Source organism: Pseudomonas sp. NFPP12, from assembly GCF_900103205.1.
GTDB lineage: Bacteria > Pseudomonadota > Gammaproteobacteria > Pseudomonadales > Pseudomonadaceae > Aquipseudomonas > Aquipseudomonas protegens.
The window spans coordinates 699,506-715,589 of record NZ_FMWW01000004.1 but is presented as its reverse complement, the minus strand read 5'-3'; the positions used below and the strand labels follow the sequence as shown (position 1 = coordinate 715,589).

The following is a 16,084-nucleotide window of genomic DNA, read 5'->3' as shown; positions in this document are numbered from 1 at the left end:
TGGTTCGGTCAAGCCTGGGGCTGGCGCCAGGGGGCGGGCGGTCCTGGCGCCACCTCTGGCGGGAGGTGGCGCGCGGGGCCCGGCCGGTGCCAGCGGCCAGGGGTATCAGTCGAGCAGGGAAATCGCGGTAGGGGCGTCGTTGCCCACCAGCGCCAGGTCTTCGAACTCGTTGACCGCGTTGATTTCGGTGCCCATGGAAATGTTGGTCACGCGCTCCAGGATGATTTCCACCACCACCGGTACCTTGAAGGTCTGGAGCATTTCCTGGGCCTGGCGCAGGGCCGGCTGGATGTCCTTGGGTTCGAACACCCGCAGGGCCTTGCAACCCAGGCCTTCGGCAACGGCCACGTGGTCTACGCCATAGCCGTTGAGTTCCGGCGCGTTGAGGTTGTCGAAGGACAGCTGTACGCAGTAGTCCATGTCGAAACCGCGCTGGGCCTGGCGGATCAGCCCCAGGTAGGAGTTGTTCACCACCACGTGGATGTACGGCAGGTTGAACTGCGCGCCCACCGCCAGTTCTTCGATCATGAACTGGAAGTCGTAGTCGCCGGACAGCGCCACCACCTGGCGGTTCGGGTCGGCCTTGACCACGCCCAGGGCAGCGGGGATGGTCCAGCCCAGCGGGCCGGCCTGGCCGCAGTTGATCCAGTGGCGTGGCTTGTAGACGTGGAGGAACTGCGCGCCGGCAATCTGCGACAGGCCGATGGTGCTGACGTAGCAGGTGTCCTTGCCGAATACCTGGTTCATTTCTTCGTACACGCGCTGCGGCTTGACCGGCACGTTGTCGAAGTGGGTCTTGCGGTGCAGGCTGGCCTTGCGCTGCTGGCAGTCATGCAGCCAGGCGCTGCGATCCTTGAGCTTGCCGGCGGTCTGCCATTCGCGGGCCACTTCCAGCAATACGGTCAGGGCGCTGCCAGCATCGGAAACGATGCCCAGGTCCGGGGTGAAGACGCGGCCGATCTGGGTCGGTTCGATGTCCACGTGGATGAACTTGCGGCCTTCGGTGTAGACGTCCACCGAACCGGTGTGGCGGTTGGCCCAGCGGTTGCCGATGCCCAGCACGGTGTCGGACTTGAGCAGGGTGGCATTGCCGTAGCGATGGGAGGTCTGCAGGCCGACCATGCCCACCATCTGTGGGTGATCGTCAGGGATGGTGCCCCAGCCCATCAGGGTCGGGATCACCGGAATGCCGGTCAGTTCGGCGAACTCCACCAGCAACTCGCTGGCGTCGGCGTTGATCACGCCGCCACCGGCCACCAGCAATGGACGTTCGGCCTGGTCCAGCAGGGCCAGAACCTTTTCCGCCTGCAGGCGGGTCGCCGCCGGCTTGGCCAGGGGCAGGGGCTGGTAGGCGTCGATGTCGAATTCGATTTCCGCCATCTGCACGTCGAACGGCAGGTCGATCAGCACCGGGCCGGGACGGCCGGAGCGCATTTCATAAAAGGCTTTCTGGAAGGCGTAGGGCACCTGGCCCGGTTCCAGCACGGTGGTGGCCCATTTGGTCACCGGCTTGACGATGCTGGTGATGTCCACGGCCTGGAAGTCTTCCTTGTGCAGGCGGGCGCGGGGGGCCTGACCGGTGATGCAGAGGATCGGGATGGAGTCGGCCGAGGCGCTGTACAGGCCGGTGACCATGTCGGTGCCGGCGGGTCCCGAAGTACCGATGCACACGCCGATGTTACCGGCCTTGGTGCGGGTGTAGCCCTCGGCCATGTGCGAGGCGCCTTCGACGTGGCGAGCGAGCACGTGATCGATGCCACCGACCTTCTGCAGCGCGGAATACAGCGGGTTGATGGCGGCACCCGGGATGCCAAAAGCGGTATCGACCCCTTCACGGCGCATCACCAGAACGGCGGCTTCGATTGCTCTCATTTTGCTCATGGTTTTGTGCCTCTTGCGTTTTGTAATTGTATACAAGTGGTTTTGCGCAAAGTGTATTCACGGCGGATGGCGCAGGTCAATCCATTTTCTTGAGCGGCAGCGGCTTTCATCAAAGCCCCGATAAACCGGCGTCCTTTTGTCGCAGGGGCTGCCTTTCGCGAATTATTGTATACAAAAAATAAATTCATTGTGTTCTATTTGTTGTATCGGACTTCTCCTACAAGAAGCTTCCCCAGGCTTTCTCAATAACAAGATAAGGACGGCACCCATGAGCGCTTTAACCTTGAAAGTCGCAGTCAACCTGGCCAACCAGGCCATCAACGCGGGGCGCAAGATCAATGCGGCGCCGCTGACCATTGCGGTGCTGGATGCCGGCGGGCACCTGGTGACCCTGCAACGGGAGGACGGCGCCAGCCTGCTGCGCCCGCAGATCGCCATCGGCAAGGCCTGGGGGGCGGTGGCCCTGGGCAAGGGCTCGCGCCTGCTGGCCCTGGACGCGCAGCAGCGTCCGGCCTTCATCGGCGCATTGAACGGTCTGGGGCAGGGCAGCGTGGTGCCTGCGCCGGGCGGGGTGTTGATTCGGGATCAGGCGGGGGCAGTGATTGGGGCGATCGGCATCAGTGGCGATACCTCGGACATCGATGAGCAGTGCGCCATCAGCGCGATCGAAGCCCAGGGCCTGGCGGCGGACGCTGGCGTCAGCGCATAGCCCTCGACCTCGCGGGCCCGGCCTGTAGCCACTGCCGAGCCCGCGAGGCTGCGAAAAGCCGCGCAGGATCTTGATTGAAACTATTGCGCCCTTGCGGGCCGGGAAACAAACCGGAAAGTATCGAAACGCTATCAGCGATCCAGTTCACAGCCCTTGAGCACCAGACGGATGATAGTCTGCGCCGCAGCTTCGTAGTCGTCTTCGTCGAGCTTGGTCTTGCCGGTGACCACCGAGATCTGCCAGTCGAAGTCGGCGTAGGTCTGGGTCGCGGCCCAGATGCTGAACATCAGGTGGTTGGGGTCGAGCGGGGCGATCAGGCCGCGATCGATCCAGGTCTGGATGCACTCGATGTTGTGCTTGGCCTGGGCGTTGAGCTGTTCCACCTGCTCCGGGCTCAGGTGCGGCGCGCCATGCATGATCTCGCTGGCAAAGACCTTGGAAGCGAACGGCAGGTCGCGGGAGATGCGGATCTTCGAGCGGATGTAGCCGCTGAGCACTTCGCTGGGCACGCCATCGGCATTGAACGGGGTGGAGGCCTGGAGGATGGGTTCGATGATGCTTTCCAGCACCTCGCGATAGAGGTTTTCCTTGGACTTGAAGTAGTAGTAGACGTTGGGTTTGGGCAACCCGGCCTTGGCGGCGATGTCGCTGGTCTTGGTCGCCGCAAAGCCCTTGTCGGCAAACTCTTCACTGGCGGCCCGCAGGATCAGTTCTTTATTGCGCTCGCGGATGGTGCTCATAAACCAGGGGATTCCTTGCCTGTTCGGGCGGTTGCGCATGGTAGCACCGGCGTCGCGCGAGGCTCAAGAATGCCCGGCGGCCGCCATTTTCCTGCTTCTGGCATCTCGCTTGTGCTGCCAGCGGCACGCTATGCTGCGCGCCTTATTTCCATGCAGGGAAGCCAGGTTCATGGCCGGAAGCAGTTTGCTGGTATTGATCGATGACATCGCCGCGGTACTCGATGACGTGGCCTTGATGACCAAGATGGCGGCGAAGAAGACCGCCGGTGTGCTGGGCGACGACCTCGCGCTCAATGCCCAGCAGGTCTCCGGGGTCCGCGCCGAGCGGGAAATCCCGGTGGTCTGGGCGGTGGCCAAGGGGTCGTTTCGCAACAAGCTGATCCTGGTGCCGGCGGCGCTGGCCATCAGCGCCCTGGCGCCGTGGCTGGTGACCCCGCTGCTGATGCTGGGTGGCGCCTACCTGTGTTTCGAGGGCTTCGAGAAGCTGGCGCACAAATACCTGCACCACGCCGAAGTGGCGGCCGAACATACCCAGACCCTGCAAGCCCTGGCCGACCCCCAGGTGGATCTGGTGGCTTTCGAGAGGGACAAGATCAAGGGGGCGGTGCGCACCGATTTCATCCTTTCCGCGGAAATCATCGCCATCACCCTGGGCACCGTGGCCGGGGCCTCCCTGACCCAGCAGGTGGTGGTGCTCTCGGGTATCGCCATTGTCATGACCGTCGGCGTCTACGGCCTGGTGGCCGGCATCGTCAAGCTCGATGACCTGGGGCTGTGGCTGGTGCACAAGCCCGCCGCCCTGGCCAAACGCATCGGTGGGGCGATCCTGCGGGCAGCGCCGCTGATGATGAAGAGCCTGTCGGTGATCGGTACGGCGGCGATGTTCATGGTCGGCGGCGGCATCCTGACCCACGGTGTGCCCGTCGTGCACCACCTGATCGAAGGGCTGGCCGAGCGCAGCGCCGGGGTCATAGGCCCGGTATCGGCGTTGATGCCGACCCTGCTCAATGCCGTGGCCGGGATCATTGCCGGTGCCGTGGTGCTGCTGGCGGTCACCCTGGCGGGCAAGGCCTGGCGCGCACTGCGCGGCTGACGGGCGCTCAGCCCGCTGCCGGCGCCGGGGTCGGCAGCGCGACCGCTTGTTGCTGCCGGCACCAGCGGCGCCAGGTGAACTGCAGTTGCAGGATCGCCGCCCGGGCCATCTCCCGGGCTTGCAGGGGCAGGTCGCGGTCGCCATCCAGGGCCTTGAGCAGGGCCGCCGAGACCGCATCCAGCTGTTCGCTGTGGTTGGCGCTGGGGCCGCCGTGCCTGAGCAGCGTCGCCAGGTGCGCGAGATAATGCTCGCGTTCCGTGGCCAGGGTGCCCCGGGCCGGGTCCAGGCAACTGCGCAATTGCAGCAGCTCATCTCCCAGGTCCAGCCCCAGCAGGCCGTTGTCCCAGTGACTGCGGCGGTTCTCGGGCTGCATCTGCCAATACCGCGACACCCGGATCAGCCGATCGGCCATGCGCCCGCCGAACCAGCTTTCGGCCTGCTCCGGCGGGCGTGAGGTGAGCTGCGCCAGATCGAACAGCGAAGCCTTGAACATCCGCCGGTAGTGCTGCTCGCCCGGGTTGAGGCTGACCAGGCGCAGCACCACCACGGCGATGCCGACACCGATCAGGGTGGCCATGGCCTTGTTCAGGAACGCCCCGAGGTCGTAGCTCATCAGGTTGCTGGGGCCGACGTTGTTGACGAAAAAGATGCAGAACGCCGAGGCGACGGGCGCGAGCTTCGGTCGGCTCATGCACAGCGAAGCGCAGAACAGCGGCACTGCCAGCCCCAGGCACAGCAGGGGAAAACCGTCCCAGCCCGGCAGCAGGCCAAGGCCGACGAAGGCCGCCACGGGAATGGACAGGGCAATGCCCTTGAAGAAATTCAGGCAGGACGCGGCAGGGTTCTCACGCCCGGCGAACAGGCTCAGCACCACGCCACAGATGGAGACAGCCCCCAGCCCCGAGGGCCAGGCGGACAGCAGCCAGAAGCCGGCGACGGCGAGAAAGGCCAGGGCGCTGCGCAAGCCTCCCAGCACCCCTTGCTGGATATCCCGGTGCCAGGACAGGGCGCCGGGAGCGCCGGGCGGGACCCGGCCCTGTTCCACGGCGCTGACACTCAGGGCACTCTGTTCCACCCGCTCCAGTACCTGGGCCAGTTGCACCAGGCACAGATGGCCTTCGGCGGACAGCGAAGGGTCCTGCAGTGCCTGTTGCAGGCGCTGGAGCAAGGGCGGCAGGGCGGCGTCATGTTCGGCCTGCAGGGCCTGGATGGTCTCGCCGAGCAAGGGTTGGAGTTGCTGCGCGGTGGCGGCGTCGAGCATCTGCCGTTGCCGCACCACGCCGCGGGCGGACCGGAGCAAGCCCAGCAGGTCGCGGCTCAGCACCCGCAGCGCCTGGGAGCGACGGCGCCCCTGCGGGCCTTCGAACCAGGCGTGATCGCGTTGGGCATCCACGGTGACGATACGCCCCAGGGCTTCCAGCAGCCCCTTGCGCTGGTCTTCCCCCAGCAGCTCCGAGGCTGCGGCCTGGCGCCCGGCCAGCCAGGCGGCGCGGCCCTGGACCGCCAGCGCCTGTTCCACTCGGCGCGGCCAGAGCAGTTGGCTGGCCACGGCGGCGCAGATGATCCCCAGGCCGATTTCCGAACAGCGCGCCACTGCCTGGTCGAACACCTGCAAGGGCGCTGCGGTGGCGGGCAGGGCGATGATGGCAGTGGTGTAGCCCGCCAGTACGAAACCGTAGGCTGCGTGGTTGCGCAGCAGCGAGGCGCCGGTGGTACAGAAGGCCAGCCACAGGGCCATGGCCAGCAGGAACAGCAGGGGCGCCTGGCCCAGGGTAGCGATCAGCAATATCGACACCACGGCCCCCACCAGGGTGCCCAACAGGCGGTAGGCGCCCTTGGCCAGGACCATGCCGCTGCTGGACTGGCTGACGATGAATACCGTGGTCAGGGCCCATTGCGGTTGTTCGAAATCCAGGCGGAACGCCAGGTACAGGGCCAGGCCGCCGGCAATCAGGTTGCGCGCGGCGAACAGCAGGTCGGCAGGGGCAGGGGCGAAGAGGGCTTGCCAGATATCGGCGCGGAAAAAGGTCGGCAGTTTCATCTTTCAGATACATCGATAGCTAGCTAATGATTAGTATCGTATCGATTTTGCCAGGGTGTGCCAATCGGCTTTTCAACGAGCGGGGAGGAAGGGGCTTTGACGGTGAGCGGACGCCCCGCCGGATGGCGGGGCGAGGCCGGGTTACTCGGCGATCTGCAGCTTGCGCGACTCGGTGTAGACGTAGCGCACTTTCTCGTATTCGAACGGCGAGTTCAGCTGGCCATAGCGAAAGCTGGTCTGGTAGCGCTTGTCGACCCCGCGCAGGACCCAGATTTCCGGGTGGTTGCTGCTGGCTTCCGAAACATTGAGGAAGTTGATCGCCGATTCGGCGGTGTAGTCCACCGCCAGCCCGGCGGTATCACGCAGGTTCGACGGGCCGAGGATCGGCAGCACCAGGTACGCGCCGCCGGGTACGCCGTAGAAGCCCAGGGTCTGGCCGAAGTCTTCGCTCTGGCGCGGCAGGCCCATCTTGGTGGCCGGGTCCCACAGGCCGGCCACGCCGATGGTGGTGTTGAGCAGCAGGCGCGCGGTGGTTTCCATGGAGCGCTGGCCCTTGAACTGCAGCAGGCTGTTGAACAGGTTGGGCACATCGCCCAGGTTGTTGAAGAAGTTGCTGACCCCGGTGCGCAGGAAGCTCGGCGTCACGTATCGGTACCCGTCCACCACCGGCAGGAACACCCATTGGTCGAAGCGGTAGTTGAAGTGGTAGACCCGGCGATTCCACGATTCCAGCGGGTCGTAGATATTCAGGGCGTTCAAGGTCGAGCGCTCGAACTCGCGCTGGTCCAGCCCCGGATTGAACTTGAGCTTCTTCAACGGCTCGGTGAAGCCATCGGGGTCGGGGGTGACGGGAATGTTGGCCTTGCTGTTGTCGGCTTGGGCATAGCCTGCGCAGAGCAACGCAGCGATAAGCAGGAGATGTTTAGCCACGGAAGAACTCCAGCATGGCGTCGCTGTTGACGCGGTAGTTGAGGTTGCCGCAGTGGCCGCCATGGGGGTAGACGGTCAGGCGGTCACCAAAGGTTTTACGCAGGAAACCCAGGTCGCCGGGGCCGAGGATCACGTCGTCGGCGTTGTGCATCACGGCGATCTTCGGGCTGGCCTTGAGGTAGTCCTGCAGGGCGTAGAGGCTGACCTGGTCGATCAGTTGCAGCAGGCTGCCGCCATCGGTGCGGGCGCGCCACATGGGGATCACCTGCTCGGTCAGGTAGCAGTCGAAGTCGCATTGCAGGGCACGCTTGAGAAACGGCGTGAGGCTGGTGCCTTCGCGGATCGGGTACTTGGGCGGGGTGATCAGGCCACGGCGGTTGATCAGGTCCGAGGTGAAGGCGATATCCGCCGCCGAGAAACGGAACGAGGTGCCGATCAGCATCGCCATCTGCTCGTTGGTCAGGTGCTGCTTGGATTGCTGGAAGTCGTAGAGCAGGGCGTCGTTGAGGTCGATATAGCCCTTCTGCTGGAAGTAGCGGGTCAGCTTGCCCAGCACCAGTTCGTAGAAGGTAGTGCTGTTGTTGATGCCCTTGACCTCTGTCTGCACCAGCTTGTCGAGGTTGGTGATCGAGGTATAGAGATTGACCGGCGGGTTGAGCAGCAGGACCTTCTTGAAATTGAAGCTGCGCCGGGTTTCATCCAGCTTGCTGACGAAGGCCGCATCCAGCGCGCCAAGGCTGTAGCCGGTGAGGTAGAACTCGGTGATCGGCAGCTTGGGATTCTGCGCCCGTACGGCCTGCATCACCCGGTACATGTCCTCGGCGTCTTCCTGGGTCACGCCCGGGGTGGCAAAGCGCGAAGCGGCGCTGATGAAGTCGAAGCTGGTGGGCGAGGACAGCTGCACCACGTGGTAGCCGGCTTTGTAGTAGAGCTTCTTCAGGTACTCGTTGAGGCTGCTGTCATAGCGCGCCCCGGTGCCGGCGATCAGGAAGATCAGTGGCGCGGCGTGGTCCTGGGTGGCAATGCGGTAGGTGAGTTTCTTCACCGCCCAGAAGTTGTCCGGGAGGATGAATTCCCGTTCCGGACGCAACGTCAGGCTGTGGTCAGACTGGCGGATGTCATCGTTGGAGGGCAGTTCCGGGCGCAACTCCGGAGGCGTGGTGGCGATGGTGGCTTCGAAGGGGTTGGTCAACGGGTAGCCATAGGTGGCCGGGTCGACGTCGACCGCCAGCGCGGACGCACTCAGGATAAGGCCGCCAAACAGGGCAGCGAAGCGCAAGGAACGAAGCATGACTGTATCCCTAGAAGAAGGTACCGAATGAGGTTCGCAGGCTATGACCACCGCGCTGCTGCCGAAGTGCCATGGTTGGGCACAAATAACGCCTGCGACAGGCTTATTGGGGAGTGATAGTAGCCGGACGATACACTTTGCCGCCATTTGCATGACAGATATCTGCGCCTGGCGCTTGCCAAGCGTTCGCGGGGGATTATGCTGGGCGCCGTTTTGACTGTTCGGAGTGTTTCATGTCCCGCCGCCTTCCCCTGATTCTGCTGCTCGTGGTCCTGCCGCTGTGGCTGGCCGCCAGTTATGGCCTGCGCTACGGCTTCATGGAGGATGCGCGCTGGGTGGGTGCCTGTGTCGAGGCCGCCAGCCGCTGGGAGTGCGGGCTGCGCTCCAGCCTGGGTTGGATGATTCACTTCAAGGTGCTGGGTTGGAGCGCGGTGGCCGTGGCGCTCCTGGGTTTTGTCATGCCCGGGCGTGCCGGTTGGGGGCTGGGCGTACTGGCGTTGCTGATCGGCATCCCGGCCCTGGCCCTTTACAACACCACCCTGGCGGTATTTGCCGTGGTGATTGCCGGCTTGCGCCTGGTGCGCGCCAGCAAGCCATAGCCGCAGCAGCGGCCATGGCCTATGGCCTCAGGCCCTGCGGGCCCGCAGGTTACGCCAAAGCGCCGCTACCATCAGCAGGCTGACCAGGGCCCAGCCCCAGGCCTGCTGGTTGGCCAGACCTTCCTGATACAACTGCGGGGCAATGCCGGCACCGACGATAAAGGTCAGCAGGGCAATCTCCCGGCGCGGCACTCGCACCGGGCGGCACAGGTAGACCAGTGCCGGCAGTAGCAGGGCCGCGCTGGGGAAGCTGCGGTAGCGCGGGTCGAACACCAGCTCCAGCATCATCACCGCCGCGGCGAAGCCTGCGGCCGTCAGCAGCCAGCCGGCCCGTTTCTCCAGTGCATTGAAGGCCTCCAGGCGCCAGCCCTGGCGAGGGCTCAGGGCCAGGGCGGCGTGGGCCAGCACCAGCAGGTTGAGCCCCAGCAGCAACGCGGCCCAGCACCATTCACCGGCGAAACGGCTGGTTGCCCGCGCCAGTTCTCCCCAGGTTCCGATGCTGCAAGCGGCCACTGCGCCCAACAGGGGCAGCAGCAGGGCGGCGCGGTGGTCGCGGGGCCGGCCGCCGAGCACCAGGGTGCCGAGCAGTATCAGGCCGCCGACGCCCAGCCACAGCGGCCAGTACGGCAGGTTGGACACCGGGCCGGCGAGGATGCCCTTGTCCTGGCGATCAGCATCGAACAGCCCCCAGTAGCCACCGACGGCACCTTCGCTGGCGCGCTTCCAGGGCTGGTCGAAGGCTTCGATCAGGTTGTAGTGCCAGCCATTGTGTTCCGCCAGGGCGACGAAGCCGCGGATGAACTTGGCCTCGTTGACCCGGCTGGGCAGCGCGGTTTCTCGCTGCCGGCCTTCACTGGGCCAGCCGGTCTCGCCAATCAGCACGTCCTTGGGGGCGAAGCGGTTGCCGAACACCTGGCGCACCTCGGCCACGTGGTTCAAGGCGGCGTCGATGTTCGACGGATCGTCTTCCCAGTACGGCAGCAGGTGGATGGTGAGGAAATCCACCGTCGGGGCGATTTCCGGGTGCTTGAGCCAGAACTCCCAGACATCGGCGTAGGTCACCGGCTGCTTGACCCCGGCCTTGACCTTGAGGATCAGCCGCGCCAATTGCGCGCCGGTGACCTCCTTGCGCAGCAGTGCTTCGTTACCGACGATCACCGCACTGACCACGTCCGGGTTGGCGTTGGCCGAGGCGATCAGCAGGTCGACCTCCTTCTCGGTGTCCACCGGGTTGCTGTTGACCCAGGCGCCGATCATCAGCTTCAGGCCGTGCTTGCGCGCCAGGTCAGGCAGGGCTTCCAGGCCGGTCATGGAATAGGTACGAATGCATTCGAAACGGGTCGCCAGCAGGGCCAGGTCGGCGTCCATGCGCTGCGGGCGCAGCTTGAACGGCTGGTCGAAGGGCGACTGGTCCTTGTCGAACGGAGTGTAGGAAGCGCACTGCAGCTTGTGGTTGGCGCTGGCGACATCCGGCAGGTGCACCGGCCGGCCAAGGCCGTACCAATAACCGCAGAGGGCCAGCAGCCCGAGCAGGCAGGCGAACAGATAGGGCAGGGCGGGGAAACGAGGGGTGGCGGGCATGATCGGGCCGTCGTGGAACAAAGCCGGGCATCTTACCCGCATTTGTCCGCAGCTTGGTGGGCTGCATGATTTTGACATGCAAAGTTCGGGCGGACCCACGGCCCGGGTGAGACCGGCCGTTGGTTACTGGCTATCTGATGTCGCTGCTGGCTGCCTTGAGGTCGTAGACAGAGCAGGTCGCGGAACAGGGCGGGTTGATGATCCAGGCATCAGTACTCCGCTGATGATCGAACGCGTTCGCGGTGAGGCGTGATGGGGGCGCTGAGCACCATAACCATACGTTGACGTGCCTGGCAGCCGCCCGGCACTGCACTTTTCGGGGAAGTAACGATGAAGATGCGACGACTCTTAGGCGCAGGTGCCGCACTGGTACTTGCCATCAGCTCCACTCTGGCCAGTGCCGACAGCAAGACCCTGAGCATCGGCTATGTCGACGGCTGGTCCGACAGCGTGGCGACGACCCATGTGGCGGCGGAAGTGATCAAGCAGAAGCTCGGTTATGACGTCAAGCTGCAGGCGGTGGCGACCGGGATCATGTGGCAGGGCGTAGCCACCGGCAAGCTCGACGCCATGCTTTCGGCCTGGCTGCCGGTGACCCATGGCGAGTACTGGGCCAAGAACAAGGACAAGGTGGTGGATTACGGCCCCAACTTCAAGGACGCCAAGATCGGCCTGATCGTGCCGGAGTACGTCAAGGCCAAGTCCATCGAGGACCTCAAGACCGATACCACGTTCAAGAACAAGATCGTCGGCATCGACGCCGGCTCGGGGGTGATGCTCAAGACCGACCAGGCCATCAAGGACTACGGCCTGGACTACAAGCTGCAGGCCAGTTCCGGGGCGGCAATGATCGCCGAGCTGACCCGCGCCGAAGAAAAACAGGATTCCATCGCCGTGACCGGCTGGGTGCCGCACTGGATGTTCGCCAAGTGGAAACTGCGCTTCCTCGAAGACCCGAAGGGCGTGTACGGCGCTGCTGAAACCGTCAACAGCATCGGCAGCAAGGGCCTGGAGAAGAAGGCGCCGGAAGTGGCGGCCTTCCTGAAGAAATTCCAGTGGGCCTCGAAAGATGAAATCGGTGAGGTCATGCTGGCCATTCAAGAGGGTGCAAAACCCGATGTGGCGGCCAAGGATTGGGTGAGCAAGCACCCGGAAAGGGTTGCCGAGTGGACTGCTAAATAAGCACAACGCGTCTAGATCAGGGGTCTTGAGGCCGCGCACTGGAAACAGTGGGCGGCCTTGTCATTTATTGAAGAAAAAACCGGCGCCAACGCTAATGTCGTTCTAATACTAAGGTCGTCTGGAACCTGCTCCATAGCCGCATAGAGTGGATTAGGTTCCACCTAAAATCTGTGCTGCGAGGATAAAAACAATGAACGACAGCATTTACCTCTCGATTCAAAACAGCCCGCGTTTCAAGGAGCTGGTCAGCAAACGAGAGCGGTTCGCCTGGATTCTCTCGGCGATCATGCTTGGGCTTTACTCGGCTTTCATCCTGTTGATCGCCTATGGTCCCCAGATCCTGGGCGCCAAACTCAGTCCTACCTCATCCATCACCTGGGGCATTCCCATCGGTGTCGGCTTGATTCTCTCGGCCTTCATCCTGACGGCCATCTATGTGCGACGCGCCAACGGCGAATTCGACGAGTTGAACAATGCGATCCTGAAGGAGGCTCAGCAATGATCCGACGTCTATTCGCAGCACTCGGTCTTGCCGCCTTCGCTCCCGCCCTCTGGGCTGCAGACGCCTTGACGGGCGAAGTCCACAAGCAACCACTCAACGTATCGGCGATCGTGATGTTCGTGGTCTTCGTCGGTGCCACCCTGTGCATCACCTACTGGGCCTCCAAGCGCAACAAGTCGGCTGCCGACTATTACGCGGCGGGCGGCAAGATCACCGGCTTCCAGAACGGCCTGGCGATCGCTGGCGACTACATGTCCGCGGCGTCCTTCCTGGGGATTTCCGCCCTGGTGTTCACTTCCGGCTATGACGGCCTGATCTACTCCATCGGCTTCCTGGTGGGCTGGCCGATCATTCTGTTCCTGATCGCCGAGCGCCTGCGCAACCTGGGCAAGTACACCTTTGCCGACGTGGCGTCCTACCGCCTCGGGCAGACCCAGATCCGCACCCTGTCGGCCTGTGGCTCGCTGGTGGTGGTGGCGTTCTACCTGATCGCGCAGATGGTGGGTGCCGGCAAGCTCATCCAGTTGCTGTTCGGCCTCGACTACCATGTGGCGGTGATCCTGGTGGGCATCCTGATGTGCCTGTACGTGCTGTTCGGCGGCATGCTGGCCACGACCTGGGTGCAGATCATCAAGGCGGTGCTGTTGCTCTCCGGCGCGTCCTTCATGGCACTGATGGTGATGAAGCACGTCAACTTCGACTTCAACACCCTGTTCTCCGAAGCGATCAAGGTTCACCCCAAGGGTGAAGCGATCATGAGTCCCGGCGGCCTGGTGAAAGATCCGATCTCGGCGTTCTCCTTAGGCCTCGCGTTGATGTTCGGTACCGCTGGCCTGCCCCACATCCTGATGCGCTTCTTTACCGTCAGCGATGCCAAGGAAGCTCGCAAGAGCGTGCTCTATGCCACTGGCTTCATCGGCTACTTCTACATCCTGACCTTCATCATCGGCTTCGGCGCGATCCTGCTGGTAAGCACCAACCCGGACTTCAAGGATGCCGCAGGCGCCTTGCTGGGCGGCAACAACATGGCGGCGGTGCACCTGGCCAACGCAGTGGGCGGCAGCGTGTTCCTCGGCTTCATTTCGGCCGTGGCCTTCGCCACCATCCTGGCGGTCGTTGCAGGCCTGACCCTAGCTGGCGCCTCGGCGGTGTCCCATGACCTGTATGCCAGCGTGATCAAGAAGGGCAAGGCCAACGAGAAGGACGAGATCCGCGTTTCCAAGATCACCACCGTGGCATTGGGCGTACTGGCCATCGGCCTGGGCATTCTCTTTGAAAGCCAGAACATCGCGTTCATGGTCGGCCTGGCGTTCTCCATTGCCGCCAGCTGCAACTTCCCGGTACTGCTGCTTTCCATGTACTGGAAGAAGCTCACCACCCGTGGCGCCATGATTGGCGGCTGGATGGGCCTGGTGAGTGCCGTGGCGCTGATGATCCTCGGCCCGACCATCTGGGTGCAGATCCTGCATCACGAGAAGGCGATCTTCCCGTACGAGTACCCGGCGCTGTTCTCGATGATCATCGCCTTCATCGGTATCTGGTTCTTCTCCATCACCGACAAGTCGACCGCGGCGGTCAACGAGCGGGCGCTGTTCTTCCCGCAGTTCGTGCGTTCGCAGACCGGCCTGGGTGCCAGTGGGGCGGTGTCGCACTAAGCGGGATGAATGTATCGGCTTCTATATAGAAGCTGCGTAATGGCGAAATGCCCCGATCGAGAGACCGGGGCATTTTTCTGTCCGCTCGCCCTACCCGGAGCCCCCCGACTGCAGGTGCAGGAGCATAGGAGCTGGCTTGCCAGCGCAAGCGTATGTGAGGAGCAGGGCTCTTCGCCGGCAGGCCGGATCCTGCGGGTTGGGGGGGGGGCGAGGGGAGGGCAGAAACAAATACGACCTCTGTTAGAGGCCGTATCCGGTGCAGCTAAGACGTTTGCGCAAGGCAGGTCTTATTTGCGGTCTTCCAGTTTGGTGATGTCACGCGACTCGTAGCCGGTGTACAGCTGGCGTGGACGGCCGATCTTGTACGGGCTGGAGAGCATTTCCTTCCAGTGCGAGATCCAGCCGACGGTCCGCGCCAGGGCGAAGATCACGGTGAACATGCTGGTTGGAATGCCGATCGCCTTGAGGATGATCCCCGAGTAGAAGTCGACGTTCGGGTACAGCGAGCGCTCGATGAAGTATGGGTCGGTCAGGGCGATCTCTTCCAGGCGCATGGCCAGTTCGAGTTGCGGATCGTTGTTGATGCCCAGTTCCTTGAGTACTTCGTCGCAGGTCTGTTTCATCACGGTGGCGCGCGGGTCGCGGTTCTTGTACACGCGGTGACCGAAGCCCATGAGCTTGAACGGATCGTTCTTGTCCTTGGCCTTGGCGATGAACTTGTCGATGTTCGAGACATCGCCAATTTCGTCGAGCATGGTCAGTACCGCTTCGTTGGCACCGCCGTGGGCCGGGCCCCAGAGTGCAGCGATACCGGCAGCGATACAGGCGAACGGGTTGGCACCCGAGGAGCCCGCCAGGCGCACCGTGGACGTCGAGGCGTTCTGTTCGTGGTCGGCATGGAGGATGAAGATCCGGTCCATTGCCTTGGCCAGTACCGGGCTGATCGGTTTGATCTCGCACGGGGTGTTGAACATCATGTGCAGGAAGTTTTCCGCGTACGACAGGTCGTTGCGCGGGTACATCATCGGCTGGCCCATGGAGTACTTGTAGACCATCGCTGCCAGGGTTGGCATCTTGGCCACCAGGCGCACGGCGGAGATTTCGCGGTGCTGCGGGTTATTGATGTCCAGGGAGTCGTGGTAGAACGCCGACAGCGCACCGACTACGCCGCACATCACTGCCATCGGGTGGGCGTCGCGACGGAAACCGTTGAAGAAGCTCTTGAGCTGTTCGTGAACCATGGTGTGGTTCTTCACGGTGCTGACGAACTGGGCCTTCTGTTCGGCGGTGGGCAATTCACCGTTGAGCAGCAGGTAGCAGGTTTCCAGGTAGTCCGATTTCTCGGCCAACTGTTCGATCGGGTAGCCGCGATGCAGCAGAATGCCGTTGTCGCCGTCGATGTAGGTGATTTTCGACTCGCAGGAGGCGGTCGACATGAAACCCGGGTCAAAAGTGAAGCGGCCCGTGGCCGTCAGACCCCGAACATCGATTACATCGGGACCAACGGTGCCGGTTAAAATGGGCAGCTCGACGGGGGCTGCGCCCTCGATGATCAACTGCGCTTTTTTGTCAGCCATGTGGCCTCCTATTTATGCTTGAAATCATCAGACAGACCCCCCACGCAGGGCCCGCACCACTATAGTGAGATAAATCCGAATGTCAATTTGCCTAAAGTCTTGTCCCAGAAGGCTTTGGGAGGGATTTTTTCGCGAAATTCAGCGCCATTTACGCCTTTTATAACGCTAACGCAATCAGCTATTAGGGGAAGGTCTTTGCGTTGTCATTAGTAGCCTAACTGTCTATACTCGGCCACCGACCTCCGTAGGCTTCTGGGCCCGCTTTGCTGGGGGTCGCACTCCCTGGGTAGTGGTTGCCTGACC

Annotated in this window: 13 protein-coding genes; 6 read left to right on the top strand and 7 right to left on the bottom strand. The window is 63.2% G+C overall.

Features of this window, described 5'->3' with window-relative positions; translation table 11 throughout:
• Nucleotides 1–105: 105 nt before the first annotated feature.
• Nucleotides 106–1,881, bottom strand: a complete 1,776-nt coding sequence (gene gcl, locus BLS75_RS20400) for a glyoxylate carboligase (protein ID WP_015634658.1) — start codon at nucleotides 1,879–1,881, stop codon at nucleotides 106–108.
• A 268-nt stretch (nucleotides 1,882–2,149) separates the two neighbouring features.
• Between gcl and BLS75_RS20395 the strand changes: the two genes are divergently transcribed.
• Complete coding sequence (locus BLS75_RS20395; RefSeq protein ID WP_011060036.1) at nucleotides 2,150–2,590, top strand: GlcG/HbpS family heme-binding protein; 441 nt, start codon at nucleotides 2,150–2,152, stop codon at nucleotides 2,588–2,590.
• 131 nt (nucleotides 2,591–2,721) lie between these two features.
• Here BLS75_RS20395 and BLS75_RS20390 read toward each other — a convergent pair whose 3' ends face one another.
• Nucleotides 2,722–3,330: a TetR/AcrR family transcriptional regulator gene (locus tag BLS75_RS20390; RefSeq protein ID WP_011060037.1), complete on the bottom strand. Its 609-nt coding sequence runs from the start codon at nucleotides 3,328–3,330 to the stop codon at nucleotides 2,722–2,724.
• A gap of 169 nt (nucleotides 3,331–3,499) precedes the next feature.
• Between BLS75_RS20390 and BLS75_RS20385 the strand changes: the two genes are divergently transcribed.
• Nucleotides 3,500–4,423, top strand: a complete 924-nt coding sequence (locus BLS75_RS20385) for a DUF808 domain-containing protein (protein WP_072451662.1) — start codon at nucleotides 3,500–3,502, stop codon at nucleotides 4,421–4,423.
• A 7-nt stretch (nucleotides 4,424–4,430) separates the two neighbouring features.
• On the opposite strand, the gene BLS75_RS20380 is transcribed toward BLS75_RS20385, so the two are convergent.
• The 3 genes from BLS75_RS20380 to BLS75_RS20370 all read right to left on the bottom strand — a co-directional run bounded on the left by BLS75_RS20380 (nucleotide 4,431) and on the right by BLS75_RS20370 (nucleotide 8,685).
• Nucleotides 4,431–6,464: an FUSC family protein gene (locus tag BLS75_RS20380; protein ID WP_072451661.1), complete on the bottom strand. Its 2,034-nt coding sequence runs from the start codon at nucleotides 6,462–6,464 to the stop codon at nucleotides 4,431–4,433.
• A gap of 141 nt (nucleotides 6,465–6,605) precedes the next feature.
• Complete coding sequence (locus tag BLS75_RS20375; protein ID WP_011060040.1) at nucleotides 6,606–7,394, bottom strand: MlaA family lipoprotein; 789 nt, start codon at nucleotides 7,392–7,394, stop codon at nucleotides 6,606–6,608.
• Nucleotides 7,387–8,685 carry a serine/threonine protein kinase gene (locus tag BLS75_RS20370; RefSeq protein ID WP_026020029.1) on the bottom strand — a complete coding sequence of 433 codons (1,299 nt, stop codon included), beginning with the start codon at nucleotides 8,683–8,685 and terminating at the stop codon, nucleotides 7,387–7,389. Before BLS75_RS20370 ends, BLS75_RS20375 begins: the two co-directional genes overlap by 8 nt.
• 233 nt (nucleotides 8,686–8,918) lie before the next feature.
• On the opposite strand from BLS75_RS20370, the gene BLS75_RS20365 reads away from it, so the two are divergent.
• On the top strand, nucleotides 8,919–9,284 hold the full coding sequence (locus BLS75_RS20365; RefSeq protein ID WP_011060042.1) for a hypothetical protein: 366 nt from the start codon (nucleotides 8,919–8,921) through the stop codon (nucleotides 9,282–9,284).
• 27 nt (nucleotides 9,285–9,311) lie between these two features.
• Here the strand turns inward: BLS75_RS20365 and BLS75_RS20360 are convergent, their stop codons facing one another.
• Nucleotides 9,312–10,865, bottom strand: coding sequence for a glycoside hydrolase family 17 protein (locus BLS75_RS20360; RefSeq protein ID WP_072451732.1), 1,554 nt, complete (start codon nucleotides 10,863–10,865; stop codon nucleotides 9,312–9,314).
• Between the two features lie 330 nt (nucleotides 10,866–11,195).
• On the opposite strand from BLS75_RS20360, the gene BLS75_RS20355 reads away from it, so the two are divergent.
• From BLS75_RS20355 to BLS75_RS20345, 3 genes are all read left to right on the top strand, one after another.
• Nucleotides 11,196–12,047, top strand: coding sequence for a glycine betaine ABC transporter substrate-binding protein (locus BLS75_RS20355; protein WP_011060044.1), 852 nt, complete (start codon nucleotides 11,196–11,198; stop codon nucleotides 12,045–12,047).
• 190 nt (nucleotides 12,048–12,237) lie between these two features.
• A complete protein-coding gene (locus BLS75_RS20350) occupies nucleotides 12,238–12,549 on the top strand; it encodes a DUF485 domain-containing protein (protein ID WP_011060045.1) in 312 nt (103 codons plus the stop codon).
• Nucleotides 12,546–14,204, top strand: coding sequence for a cation acetate symporter (locus BLS75_RS20345; protein ID WP_011060046.1), 1,659 nt, complete (start codon nucleotides 12,546–12,548; stop codon nucleotides 14,202–14,204). Before BLS75_RS20350 ends, BLS75_RS20345 begins: the two co-directional genes overlap by 4 nt.
• A gap of 287 nt (nucleotides 14,205–14,491) precedes the next feature.
• Here BLS75_RS20345 and gltA read toward each other — a convergent pair whose 3' ends face one another.
• Complete coding sequence (gene gltA, locus BLS75_RS20340; RefSeq protein WP_011060047.1) at nucleotides 14,492–15,781, bottom strand: citrate synthase; 1,290 nt, start codon at nucleotides 15,779–15,781, stop codon at nucleotides 14,492–14,494.
• Nucleotides 15,782–16,084: the final 303 nt, after the last annotated feature.